Raw genomic sequence first — 11,905 nt, 5'->3', positions numbered from 1 at the left:
AGCGCCTGGTCGGAGAAGTCCATGTTCTTGAGGTAATTCCTGCTCCAGTTCTCCGCTATGAGCGATGCGGAGTAAGCACCCTTGTCTGCGAACGCGCTGGCAAACAGTGCCGCAACAGTGGTGTCCTCGGACATGACTGCGATGTTGCATCCTCTCACGGTGAATTCCTCTCCGTTGAACGAAAGTGCTAATCCCTGTGCATCGCGGACGAGGTCCAAAGGCTGGAAGTCGGTCGCCGCACTTCCGATGTACATCGTGGATTCCAGATCAATGGACGTAAGTCTTCTGATGTCCAACATCCGGTAGGCCTTCCTGTGGGATGTCATCGGGTCGCAGGATTCCATCAAGCCCATCGCGCCCAGGGTCGAGATCTGGGAGGGGAATACCGAATCCAGGGTCTTGATGATCTCTATGTCCGCATTCATCAGTTCGGTCGGGATGTTGAGTTCATAGAACTCTCTGGGTACGCGCAGTTTGTTGATCTCCGCTGTCAGGTCCCTGATTTTGCGGGCCTCCGAACGCCCCATCATGGATTGGTCTATGCAGAGCTTCGTATCGCTTACCTGACAGAGCGGGACGTTGAGTCTTTCCAGGACCTCCATCATGCCATGCTCGTACATCGATGTGGTGATGTAGGAGGGCAGAAGGTTGGAGATGTAGTTCATGGTCCTCTTGGCATTGGGCATGATCTGCAGGTTCTTCTTGCTGTATTCGTGCATCAGATGGTCAGTCGCGCCGCTCGCTTTGAGGAACGGTACGCACCATTTGTAGTAGCTTCCTGCTGTGGCATCCTCTCTGCTGAGGACATATGAGGTGAGCCTGTCGTATCTTTCAAGGACATCGAAGAAGTGCTTCCCGTTTTCTATGAAATCTCCGCACAGGTCCCTCACGTCATTGTTCCTGGTGAGGAAACCCCAGCATGAGCACATCACGTATCTGTCAGGGGGAAGACCAAGTTCAACGGTCGGGTCGAATTCGTCCGGCATCCGATCACTCCAAGGAAGCATCGACCTGTTTCGTCAGGTCGTACGGTGCATCTAGTCTCTTACCTTCGGAGTACAGGCGCTTGTCCTTTATCTCAACCTTGCCGTCGGCGAATTCGCGTATCGTCGCGACTATGAGGGGAAGTTCGCGTTTTGCACCATCTTCCCTTATCTTCATGAAGAGGGGGTTCTCCGGTCCCTCCTCCTGCTTGATCTGATCGAGGGACTTGGTCTTGAGCTTCTCATCCATTTCCGCCCATAGCTTGTCGTAGTCCCCTCCGCGGATGGGGAACCCGCAGTATGTAAGCGCGGCACCTCTGTCCCATTCCTCTGTGCAGATGTGCATCATAATTCCTTGTCTGTCGGCGTTCTCGGAGATCAGCTGCCAGATGACCTCCTGCCAGGTACCTTTCGGTCCGTCGGGAAGGGCGGGGTGCAGGTTCAGCATGTCATATGCTTTGCAAGTCTCATCGTCCATCCACATCATGTATCCCGCTAGGATTCCGAGGTCGAATTCATACTTCCCGGTAAGCTCCCTCAGGAGCTTGCCGTATTCGTTGCGCCACTCCTCCTGGTCCTTCTCCCAGAGGTCTGGTTTGAACTTCTTCCAGGATGCCGTTACTAATGGTATGCCGTACCCTTTCACCATATCGAAGAACATCTTCCTCTGGTCTTTCTTGGGGTTGTTCTCCTCGTCGTTGTCCCAATTACAGAAGACGAAGGCGATCTCGATATCCAGATTGCCTTTCTCCTTTTGGTCCATGACGGCTTTCAAAAGATTGCGGGATCCGGGACCCCTGCCTGTAGAGAACCAACCAAGTCTAAGCATCGATTGGTAAACGGTATCGTCCGATAAAAAGGGAGTCGGACGTCATACGTCGAATAGCACCGTGATTGAGGGGGTATCGCGGTCAATCTCCATCATATGATAGGTCACGGCCTTCACCTCGGACCTTATCCTGTGCCTGTTCCTGTCCAAGGTCTCCCCTTTGGCATGGCAGATGACATCGTCGCCTTCGAAGCGGACGTTGAACTCCTTCAGGATTAGGTTGTCCGCATCCTCTATGAAGAGCATCTCTGAAAGGAACGAATAGAGTCTGTCCTCGTCGTCTATCCCCGAGACACGGATATCGGTCTCCTCGGAGGTACCGATCCCGGAGAGGTCCACCGTCTGGTCGAACAGAGCGTAGGCCGCATTGCCGAAACATTCCTCCAGTGTGGATCCGAAGGCCCTCACCATCATGTCGGCGGTGTGGTCTATGAGGATGTACCTTTCCATGATGGGATGAAAGGGTTCTTCATAATAGTAACCATCGTTCACCTTATATGATGCCCCGTGTGATTCAGGCAGCATCATGGATGAAGCGGTCTTCGACAGGGCGAAGGAATTCGCCAAGGGATTATTCGAGGGTGACAGCAGCGGGCACGACGTCTACCATACGCTGAGGGTGCACGACTTAGCACGCACCATCTGTTCAAAGGAGGGCGGGGACATGGACATCGTGCGTCTGGCAGCCATATTGCACGATGTGGATGACCGTAAGCTCTTCGGTGAGAACGGATTCGCCAACGCCAGGAGATTCATGGATTCCGAGCACATAGATTTGGACGACCAGATGTTCATCTGCGATATCATTTCGGAGATCTCCTTCAAAGGGAAGGATTCGGTGAGGCCATTATCTCTAGAAGGGAAGATAGTGCAGGATGCAGACCGTATGGATGCGATCGGTGCGATTGGGATCGCCAGGGCATTCGCATACGGGGGAAGCAAGGGGCGTGCCATGCACATTCCCGGAGAGGGTCCCAAAGAGGGTATGTCCGAGAAAGAGTACTTCGCCAATTAGGGGACGTCGGTCAACCACTTCTACGAGAAGCTCCTGCTTCTCAAGGATATGATGAACACGCAGACCGCCAAGGACATGGCCCAGGCCCGCCATGATTACATGGTTGGTTTCTTGGATGAATTCATGGCAGAATGGGACGGCAAGCGCTGACCAGTGCTATCGAACCACTTCTTAGCGGGCATGTCTATTTTTATCATGAAAGATAGTAAGGTAGGTCATGCGCATTACGATCGTAGGCTGCGGTTCCAGGGGCACGAAGCTCGCGGAGGCGGCAGACAAGATGATGGAAGTCAAGAGGATCTATCTCTTGGATGAGAACAAGAAACGTGCTGAGGAGGTCGCTGCGTCGATAAACAAAGCAGAGATCATCGATAATATCGACGAGGAGCTCTATCATTGCGACCTCGTTATCGAATGCGCTACACAAGAGGCGGCCAAATATATCATCCCCAAGGTCGTCGCAAGAGGCGTCGATGTTATGGTCATGTCCGTGGGAGCTCTGGTGGATGATGAGTTCAGGCAAAGCATCATTGAGAAGGCCGCGCAGTGCGACTGCAAGGTATACATCCCGTCAGGGGCTATATGCGGAACCGACGGACTCAGGTCATCGACCGTGGGAGAGGTCCAGGAAGTGGAGCTCATCACCACCATGCCCCCAGTCAGCTTCGAAGGCATCCAGTATGTCATCGATGAGGGAATCGATCTCTCATCAATCAAGGAGAAGACCGTTCTTTACTCAGGCAGTGCGAGGGAGGCCGTCCAGCTGTTCCCCAGAAATGTTAATGTCGCGGCCATAGTCAGTATCATGGGTATCGGGTTCGACAGGACCAAGATCACCATCGCCGCCGATCCGGACACCAAGATGAACACCCATGAACTGAAGATAAAGGGTGAGTTCGGAAAGCTGTGCACCCATACCTACAACGTTCCCTCCCCCATCAACCCCAGGACATCCAACCTGTCCGTTTTCTCAGCGATCTCCGCATTAGAGAGGATCGTCAAGAATCAGTGGGTAGGGATCTGATCCGTATGTCCAAGACGAGGGCCGAGAGGCTTATCGAGAATGCCGAAGGTATGGATGCAGTCGTCATAATGAATGACGGCGAGCCGTTCCTGGATTCCACGTTCTGGTATCTCTGCGAACAGCCCGGAGGAGTTTTCGAGAGCTGTTTCGCAGTTGTTCGCGGTGACGGTTCCCTGGACGTCATAGTCAATGCCTTGGAAGAGGAATCCGCCAAGGAAGGCGTGGGGAATGTCTGCGTCTATCACGATGCCAAGGAGCGCGAGGGTTTCCTGAAGGATGCGCTGAAAGGCTGCAAGAAGGTAGGGTTCAATGTCCATTCCAGCACATATGCGATGGTATCCTATGTGAAGAGGATTAACGAGGGTATAGAAGTCGTCGATGCCGGAAAGGCGATTGATAGCACAGTTTCCATAAAGGATGCGAAAGAGATCGAGGCTACCAAAAAGGCGTGCAGGATCTCATCAACGGTCGCGAAGGAACTGCCCGATTATCTTTCCGAGGGAGTCTCGGAGAAAGAGGTGGCCTCCAGGATGGACAACAGGATGCGCGAGCTCGGAGGTTCCGGGAATGCATTCGATACCATAGCAGCGTTCGGACCATATTCAGCACAGCCGCATCATATGCCCTGCGACTACAAGCTGAAGAAGGGCGACACGGCACTTTTCGATTACGGGACCAAGTACGACAGGTATTGCTCCGATATGACCAGGACTCTGTTCCTGGGCAAGCCTCCGGAGATCCTCGAGAGGGCATATGAGGTCGTCAAAGAGGCCCAGTTAGCGGGTATCGCTGAATACCGTGAGGGCGCCAAGGCGAACGCGGCAGACCTCGCGGCAAGGAAGATTATCGACGAATCAGAGTTCAAAGGAACTTTCATCCATGCATTCGGACACGGCATCGGAATGGATGTTCACCAGGCGATCTCCATATCTCCCAAATCCGAACAGATACTCCATGCAGGTAACATAGTCTCCGCAGAGCCCGGCATATACATCCCCGGTGTCGGGGGCATAAGGATCGAGGACACGATACTCGTGACAGAGAACGGATGCGAGATCCTGACGGATTTCGACCATTCGTTCACAGTTGTCTGATCAGAAGGTCTGTTCGATAACCAATCTTTGTCTGTCGCCGGCATTCTCCATCTCGGAGCAATCGCCGATGACCTTTCCGATCTTGATCATCGGATAGGGTGCAACAGGTTTTCCGTCCTCTCCGCTGAGCGGCGTGGGACCGAAGAATATGCAGAACGCACCGGCTCCCGGCCAGTAGGCTATGTCGCCGACCTCCATGTCCTCGGTGCGGCCTTCCTTCGGGAGGACGACCTTCAGAGGCATATCGCAATAGATCATGGAACCGAGCATGTTGATGTCCAGTTTATGAGGGCTGTCCAGCCATATGGCGTTGGAGATGTCCGAATCGTCTAACTGCGCCTCGAAGTTGGCTGTTCTGGTCCTGATGACGATCTTGTTCATGGTAGCCCTCATTTCTTCTGGAAGAGGCTGCGGACCTCTTTACCGACGGCCTCGATCTGGAGCTTCTTCTGTTCGTTCTCCATCCTGTTTAGACCGGATAGTCCGTCCTTGTAGTCAGCTACCCATTCATCCTTGAACTTACCGTTCTCGATCTCATCCAGAACTTCCCTCATGGCTTTCTTGGATTCCTCTGGGATGACCCTGCGGCCTCTGGTGAGTCCGCCGAACTCGGCAGTGTTCGAGACCTCTTCCCACATGTAGCTGAATCCGCCCTTGTTTATCATGTCGGTGATGAGTTTCGTTTCGTGTAGGGTCTCGATGTATGCCATCTCTGGCGGATATCCTCCTTCGACCAGGGTGTCGAACCCATTCCTTATGAGTTCAGTGAGGCCTCCGCAGAGGACGGCCTGTTCTCCGAACAGGTCCGTGAATGCCTCGAATTCGAAAGACTGCTCGAATGCACCGGGATGTGTGGCGCCTATGGCCTTGGCAAGGCCCAGTGCGATCTCCATGGCGTGTCCCGAACGATCCTGGCGGACACTTACTAATGCGGGCACCCCGTATCCTTCCAGGAAGGTGCTCCTCACACCTGCTCCAGGTCCTTTGGGGGCCATCATGATGACGTCCACATCGTCCCTGGGGACGATGGTCTTGTAAGCGATGGCGAAACCGTGGGCGAAACAGAGGGCTGAACCGCTCTTCATGTTATCTCCGATATACTCTCTGTAGATGTCGGGCTGGATCTCGTCAGGAAGGAGCATAAGGATGACGTCTCCCTCCTTGGCCGCATCTGCGAACTCGCAGACTCTGAACCCTTCTTCCTTGGCCTTGTTCCATGACTCGCCGTTCTTCCTTACGCCTATGATGACGTCCAGACCGGAATCGCGGAAGCAGAGGGCCTGTGCCCTTCCTTGGGAACCGTACCCCAGTACGGCGATTTTCTTGCCATCGAAGATCTTCAGATCGACATCGTTCTCATGGTACAGATGCATATCTTCACCTTGCTGACATCTCTAGCAATGACATATGATTAATAATTTTACAAAGAAAGGTGCCCGGGGGTCCCGGGCAAGGGTTTCAGGCAACTTCCACTATTGTAGAATAGCGAGAATGGATGTAAGGTTTCATGCTGTTAGGGACAGTGTCTAGTTCGTAGTTTTCAGCTGTAGTTTCTGCATAGCTCCAATCTTTGCCATTTGTCAGATATACTGCTCCTGCCATATGGCCTGGTAAAAGCCACATGGCTGTGCGATATTCCATGTTCATCTTCTCTCTGCACTGGTGTGCTATGGCGCAGAATAGGATCGAGGTGTCCTCGCAGTCTCCGCCTTCATCGAACAGCGTTTCCAGCGGGAACTTCCAGTACTCTGTTGTACCCATGTATTCCTCGTCGGTCTGGTATTCGATGTATTGGGTGAACGCAAGGATGTAGCTCAGAAGGGTGGTTTCGCTGATGTTGGAGTGGCGTTCCTTCAGAGCCGCGATCATCTTGTCGACCAGTTCCTCCATGTACGGAGCCATGACCTTGTCTGTATAACTGTAGGTGACGAAGGTCTTGTCGCGGATGTGGTCGTTGCTCTGGCATCTCTGCTTCACGCTATACAGATTCTTGGCATAGAGGTAGTCGTCATAGTCGATTCCGATGGTCACGGTGTACTTCGCTTTGTTGTATGTCCAAGTGAACGTACGGTCCACGTCTCCGGTCACCTTGATGACGAAGTATCCGTTACCAGCCTCTGACTTCGCTACAATCTCATACATTCCGCCGTCAGCGAATGTGAACTTGCCATCTTCTGAGGAGAATGTCTCATCGGTATCGATATTGGTGATCTCGAACGTTCCGCCCGAGACTCCTAGCAGGTCGTCCAGATTCAGATCAGTGTCGGAGGCCAGGCTCATGTCGGTACCGTTGCTGTTCAGAGCATATATGGACATGCTTCCGCCGATGATGAGTTTGTACGTCTTCTCTTTGGAGAGCAGCGTCTTGCTCTCGTCGTACCATCCGCTGAATGTCACTCCAGGTTCGGTGGAGGCAGTGAGTGTAACCGAGGTACCCGGTTTGTAGGGCCCCTCGTTCCCGGTGACATTGATCCCATATCCTTCCAGGACGGTGAGTTCGCAGTCGCTCTCCACTTCCGTGACTGTCTCTGACTCCAGGGTGTATGTGACGTTGTACTCCACCTTGTAGAGCAGTCCGATGACCTCATAGTGGCTCAGGATCTTGTAAGTGATCCATCCGTCGACTTCGGTCCATTGCGTCTCTGTCATTCCGCTGTCGTAGTAGAATTTGGTGACCTGACATTCCTTCGGCCCATAGATGGTGTCGATGGTCTCTACTCCGAGATCCTCTGATTCGCGCTCGACCTCTGAACTCCAGTATGAAGAGGAGTCCTCTTCTGTGTAACTCTGCTGTATGTACTTGTAGGTATACTGGGTGATATCGTCGTTGCGGATGTAGTAGGAATTCTTGTCAGGATTGTAATACAGGTAGGTGCAGGTCAATGATCCTCCGATGTCATAGGAGTTCATTCCCCTTTCATAGTATCCGCTCTTCACGAACTTGATGGCATGTCCGGACAGATCGTTGCCCCATTTCGCATACAGTGTGATATCGCCAGTGAGATCGGTCGTGTCCCCGTTGAAGAATTTGCTGAATTCAGAATCAAGATACCATCCGTTGAAGATGACCTCTTCCTTTGTGGGATTGGGAATATCCAGATCCTTTCCAGGTGTGTATGTCGCGGGCGCGTCCTCGTCAAAGGTTCCATCATTTAAGTCATACGTGACCTTGAATTCCTTGGTCGGCTCCGGCGCTATGCTCTCGTCGCCCGTGAATGCTATCGCACCTGCAACACATGCTAGTGCTACGGCGATTACTATTGCGACAGTTGCTACTCTGTCCATCCTGTTTCACACCTTGGCAACCAATCATCGTTCGATAGATAAAACATACGCTAAGATGCTCGGTATTGTTGAACAGTTCCAAAATGAGAGGAAAACCGGCAGAACGGTGTCTGCAAGGGGGGAATGACCCGTTCAGCCGGATGTTTAATGTTATCAGCGGATTTCTGCCGGCTTACGCTTCATTATGCCGTTGTTGTACGTGCCTGTGAACGCATCGATCTTGCTGTCGGATCCGCGCTTCACATTCCCGAACATGATTGTTGCGGGAATCTTGAGAGGAGTGTTGACTGCCTCGATCTTGACATCCGTCTTGGGTCTGTACAGTCCGACCATCTTTCCGGATTCCGCCTTGACGATCATGTCCTCTCCGTCGTTGAAGAAGGCGCTCTCCGGTGCTTTTGCGATGAAGATCTCTCCCACATCGCTCACGTTGTACACTTCATATCCTTTCGTGTTGACCTGACGTATCCCTTGGGAATACTCGGCCGAGACTGTAGGCTTTGCGGGTTTCGTGACTGTTTCCGTCACAGGCTTATTGTTCGACTTCATCTTGCCGAACAAATCCTGAAAGCTTACGCTGCTGTTTGAGTTTACACTCATGCTATCCCATCCGGAAAAGACAATGCGGTTTGAAAATATAAAGGTAGTACCTTTAATTCGAGAATCGGAATAAAGATGGTCCTGCGCGAGGCAGGACCAAGGGGTTTAAGATCACTCAGCGTCGTCGTCACAGAGGACTTTCTTCCAAACGAGCCATGCGAGGATTCCACCGATGATGGGTGCGACTATGAAGATCCAAAGATCCCCGAGTGCTTCGGGCTGGAAGACTGCCAATCCGATGGACCTTGCGGGGTTGACCGATGTACCGGTGAGTCCGATTCCGACAAGGTGGACCATTGTGAGTGCGAGACCGATGAAGAGTCCTGCGAACTTGTCCATTCCGTTCTTTGCGGTTGCTCCGAAGACTACAAGCACGAAGATGAATGTGAGGAAGATCTCGGTGATAAGTCCGGCAACGATGCTTCCGTCAACACCGTCAAGGGTGTTGGCACCGAATGTTCCGTGATCAATGATGTCGCTGAAGTCGATTCCCATGTGAACTGAGAACAGATAGAGGATGAGCGCTCCGGCGATGATCGCTCCGATGATCTGGAAGATGATGTATCCTACAAGATCTTTGGAGGAGAGTTTCTTGTCCAGGAACATTGCGATCGAGATTGCGGGGTTGAGGTGGCAACCGGAGACCCTTCCTACTGTGACGGACATGACTACGACGGTCAGACCGAATGCTATTGCGCAAGCAGCGATGCTGTCGGCGAGCAGCGCTGCACCGACTCCGAAGAACACCAGAACCGCTGTTCCGATGAGCTCAGCTATGTACTTTTTGATTGATGATTCCATTGATAAACACCAACGTTATTGCCAAAAGGGAAACTAGCCGATTATTTACGCTTATCTTCACACTGGGTGAACACTGCATCTAAATTTTATAGAACAGAATGGATTCGACTCCAATGAATATTGAAGGGGTCAGATTAGGATTCAGGAGAATCTGCGATTGGATACTGAAGTATCTGGGCGTGATGATGGCCATCGTATTGATGGTCTACGGATTGGTCAGTTTGGTATTCTACCAGGACGACATTCTGTTTGGCTTGGTTGTAAACATATTGCCGATCTTATGCGGACTACTGATCCTTCTCGATAAACACAGAAGTGTGTTTTGGGCTGTCGGTCTGTACGCAATAGGTATCGGTGTATCAAAGATGATATACTACGGACCCGGACTCTTTGACGGGAACATAATCATCTTCGTCATCAATCTGGTTTTCTTCGGTATGGCGGCCAATCTGGTCTATTCAGGCAGCAGGTATCTGAGGGGGAATGCAAGATCTATCATATTTGTCCTATTGGGTTCGACGGCCTTCGTGGTATTGACCGCAATTGGGCTCGCTATCGATTTCAAAGAATTCGGGGATGACTTCGATAGCTTCATTGTATATGATCTGCAGAGCATTTTCAATTTGGTTGTTTATCTGATGTACATGGGTCTGGTATGGTCGGAGCCTGTGCGTAAATCAACCAACGTTGCCATGGCCCTGCGTCTTTCCTCCGGGATTAGAGGAGTGGACGGGACAATGAAGAGGGCATCCATACCGTCACACTCAGTGCAGGGCATCGTAAACTATATCGAAGGAAAGGGGCCCTCAACAGAAGGTACGCCTATCGAGGGACCGGTATATTCCGAATACTGCTTCAGCTTCCAGGACAATTACACCACCAATTATGCTAGTCTCCAGAGATGGAACGGTCCGGATGGAAACATATATCTGGTGTTGAGGGACCACAACAAAGGATCCTTCATCGGGATCAAATCCATGCTCGTGAAGGGTGTGAAGAGAATCGAAGACTCCCTTATAATCGATTGTGCAGAAAAGGGAGAAGTGATTTTCAGGATCAGAGATGTCGATGAGGAGGACGGACCGATTACTTATGGTAAGGCCGAGGAGACGGGAGGCGATGCGGCATGAAGATAACGAGGTTGCACCGCGCAATCATCCTCATGATCGCAATGGCCGTCACCGGATTCCACATTTGGCTGTTCAGGCCGACCGTTGATCCGCTCGAGTTCCAAGAGATCTTCTGCTTCATCGTGATGCTTGCTGGAGTGGGTTGCTGTGCCTATTCGATGAAGTTCGGTCTCAAGCGCGTCCTTTCGGTAGCTATGATCGTCTTGGGAGTCTATTTGTCAGTAAGAGTAGGCGTCATGATGTTCATCGATGGCGGGGACTCTCTTGCGGCATTCCTTTTGGCTCTGGGATTAGGGTTGGTATCATGCCTACTGGGTTTCACCATATGGCTTGGATACGAATACAACATCGTCAGGGTAAGGATGTGCATGCTCATCATCATGGCCGGAAGTGTAGTAGTGATGCTTCTGGAAGGCTGGTTGACATCGGATTTCAATCTTTGGTTGGAGGATGCTCATCTATACATCATACTTACTGTCCTGTCAGGTTCGGTAGTGTTCGTCACCATGGATCCGTCGATGGACCTGCCTACAATGGCGACAGGTGCTATGGATAACATCATAGCAATGAGGAGGCGCCTGATCTGTACCGATGATGCATACATCCTCAGTTCGGATGAAGCCGCCTTGAAGCAGCATATCGATTCCGGCAGCAAGGAGCCGATAGAGGTCCTGGTGAGGAGCAACGATTCTCTGTCTTTCAACCTCATCCTCATCAGCAACGATGACGGGGAGCATCTCATCGAGTTGCGTGATCTGCAGAAGATATTCATGCCTACTTTGCACACCATGAAGTTCACCCAGGTCGTTTTCGCTGATGACCATGTCACGTTCTATGACGACAACGGAGTCTCGATGATGATCCTGGTGTTCGAACAGATACAGGAGAATATGAATCTCCCGCTCATCTTCGGACGCGAGTTGAACATCCAGAAGAAGGTTTGAATAGGGCCATCTTGAAACCATATGGCCCTTCGGGGCCTATTTCTATTCCTGTCAGGTGCACTCATAACAGTACAAAGATGAGTGGGCCTACCCGGATTTGAACCGGGGTCAATGGCTCCCAAAGCCACAAGTATACCAAGCTAGCCCATAGGCCCACTGAATACTGCGATTTATCGGACGTATAAAAACTGTAGTCTCAT

The 11,905-nt window shown here is 51.7% G+C and carries 11 protein-coding genes, 1 tRNA gene and 2 pseudogenes (1 of these 14 cut by a window edge); 5 read left to right on the top strand and 9 right to left on the bottom strand.

The genetic code is table 11. The features are described 5' to 3' along the window. From E7Z62_05390 to E7Z62_05380, 3 genes and pseudogenes are all read right to left on the bottom strand, one after another. A pseudogene (locus tag E7Z62_05390) lies at positions 1-986 on the bottom strand (hypothetical protein) (it extends 298 nt beyond the left edge of the window). 4 nt (positions 987-990) lie between these two features. Further along, a complete protein-coding gene (locus E7Z62_05385; GenBank protein MBE6522542.1) occupies positions 991-1,812 on the bottom strand; it encodes a phosphoribosylglycinamide formyltransferase in 822 nt (273 codons plus the stop codon). Between the two features lie 42 nt (positions 1,813-1,854). Beyond that, positions 1,855-2,262, bottom strand: a complete 408-nt coding sequence (locus E7Z62_05380; GenBank protein MBE6522541.1) for an archease — start codon at positions 2,260-2,262, stop codon at positions 1,855-1,857. A gap of 76 nt (positions 2,263-2,338) precedes the next feature. Here E7Z62_05380 and E7Z62_05375 point away from each other — a divergent pair. The 3 genes and pseudogenes from E7Z62_05375 (at position 2,339) to E7Z62_05365 (ending at position 4,945) form a co-directional block, all read left to right on the top strand. Continuing rightward, positions 2,339-2,977, top strand: a pseudogene (locus E7Z62_05375) (HD domain-containing protein). Positions 2,978-3,044: 67 nt separating this feature from the next. Beyond that, positions 3,045-3,851, top strand: coding sequence for an aspartate dehydrogenase (locus E7Z62_05370; GenBank protein ID MBE6522540.1), 807 nt, complete (start codon positions 3,045-3,047; stop codon positions 3,849-3,851). Between the two features lie 50 nt (positions 3,852-3,901). Then, positions 3,902-4,945 carry a M24 family metallopeptidase gene (locus tag E7Z62_05365; GenBank protein MBE6522539.1) on the top strand — a complete coding sequence of 348 codons (1,044 nt, stop codon included), beginning with the start codon at positions 3,902-3,904 and terminating at the stop codon, positions 4,943-4,945. On the opposite strand, the gene E7Z62_05360 is transcribed toward E7Z62_05365, so the two are convergent. The 5 genes from E7Z62_05360 to E7Z62_05340 form a co-directional block, all read right to left on the bottom strand. Further along, positions 4,946-5,326 (bottom strand): AfsR family transcriptional regulator, encoded by a 381-nt coding sequence (locus tag E7Z62_05360; protein ID MBE6522538.1) that lies wholly within the window; start codon positions 5,324-5,326, stop codon positions 4,946-4,948. Positions 5,327-5,334: 8 nt separating this feature from the next. Next, on the bottom strand, positions 5,335-6,318 hold the full coding sequence (gene ilvC / locus E7Z62_05355) for a ketol-acid reductoisomerase (GenBank protein ID MBE6522537.1): 984 nt from the start codon (positions 6,316-6,318) through the stop codon (positions 5,335-5,337). Between the two features lie 85 nt (positions 6,319-6,403). Next, positions 6,404-8,230: a hypothetical protein gene (locus tag E7Z62_05350; protein MBE6522536.1), complete on the bottom strand. Its 1,827-nt coding sequence runs from the start codon at positions 8,228-8,230 to the stop codon at positions 6,404-6,406. A gap of 153 nt (positions 8,231-8,383) precedes the next feature. After that, positions 8,384-8,830, bottom strand: coding sequence for a hypothetical protein (locus E7Z62_05345; GenBank protein ID MBE6522535.1), 447 nt, complete (start codon positions 8,828-8,830; stop codon positions 8,384-8,386). A 111-nt stretch (positions 8,831-8,941) separates the two neighbouring features. After that, complete coding sequence (locus E7Z62_05340; GenBank protein MBE6522534.1) at positions 8,942-9,619, bottom strand: aquaporin; 678 nt, start codon at positions 9,617-9,619, stop codon at positions 8,942-8,944. A gap of 125 nt (positions 9,620-9,744) precedes the next feature. Between E7Z62_05340 and E7Z62_05335 the strand changes: the two genes are divergently transcribed. Continuing rightward, positions 9,745-10,761: a hypothetical protein gene (locus E7Z62_05335; protein ID MBE6522533.1), complete on the top strand. Its 1,017-nt coding sequence runs from the start codon at positions 9,745-9,747 to the stop codon at positions 10,759-10,761. Next, complete coding sequence (locus E7Z62_05330) at positions 10,758-11,705, top strand: hypothetical protein (protein ID MBE6522532.1); 948 nt, start codon at positions 10,758-10,760, stop codon at positions 11,703-11,705. Before E7Z62_05335 ends, E7Z62_05330 begins: the two co-directional genes overlap by 4 nt. Positions 11,706-11,787: 82 nt before the next feature. Here the strand turns inward: E7Z62_05330 and E7Z62_05325 are convergent. Beyond that, positions 11,788-11,860 (bottom strand) — tRNA-Pro (locus E7Z62_05325). Between the last annotated feature and the right edge of the window lie 45 nt (positions 11,861-11,905).

The organism is Thermoplasmata archaeon, from assembly GCA_015063285.1.
Classification (GTDB): Archaea; Thermoplasmatota; Thermoplasmata; order Methanomassiliicoccales; family Methanomethylophilaceae; genus Methanoprimaticola.
The sequence above is the reverse complement of the archived record's forward strand: the minus strand, read 5'-3'. Positions and strand labels throughout refer to the sequence as shown.

Bases quoted from the DNA above. Each gene is read 5' to 3' on its own strand.
- E7Z62_05385 (MBE6522542.1), bottom strand. From the start codon at position 1,812: ATGCTTAGACTTGGTTGGTTCTCTACAGGCAGGGGTCCCGGATCCCGC.
- E7Z62_05380 (MBE6522541.1), bottom strand. From the start codon at position 2,262: ATGGAAAGGTACATCCTCATAGACCACACCGCCGACATGATGGTGAGG.
- E7Z62_05370 (MBE6522540.1), top strand. From the start codon at position 3,045: ATGCGCATTACGATCGTAGGCTGCGGTTCCAGGGGCACGAAGCTCGCG.
- E7Z62_05365 (MBE6522539.1), top strand. From the start codon at position 3,902: ATGGATGCAGTCGTCATAATGAATGACGGCGAGCCGTTCCTGGATTCC.
- E7Z62_05360 (MBE6522538.1), bottom strand. From the start codon at position 5,326: ATGAACAAGATCGTCATCAGGACCAGAACAGCCAACTTCGAGGCGCAG.
- ilvC (MBE6522537.1), bottom strand. From the start codon at position 6,318: ATGCATCTGTACCATGAGAACGATGTCGATCTGAAGATCTTCGATGGC.
- E7Z62_05350 (MBE6522536.1), bottom strand. From the start codon at position 8,230: ATGGACAGAGTAGCAACTGTCGCAATAGTAATCGCCGTAGCACTAGCA.
- E7Z62_05345 (MBE6522535.1), bottom strand. From the start codon at position 8,830: ATGAGTGTAAACTCAAACAGCAGCGTAAGCTTTCAGGATTTGTTCGGC.
- E7Z62_05335 (MBE6522533.1), top strand. From the start codon at position 9,745: ATGAATATTGAAGGGGTCAGATTAGGATTCAGGAGAATCTGCGATTGG.
- E7Z62_05330 (MBE6522532.1), top strand. From the start codon at position 10,758: ATGAAGATAACGAGGTTGCACCGCGCAATCATCCTCATGATCGCAATG.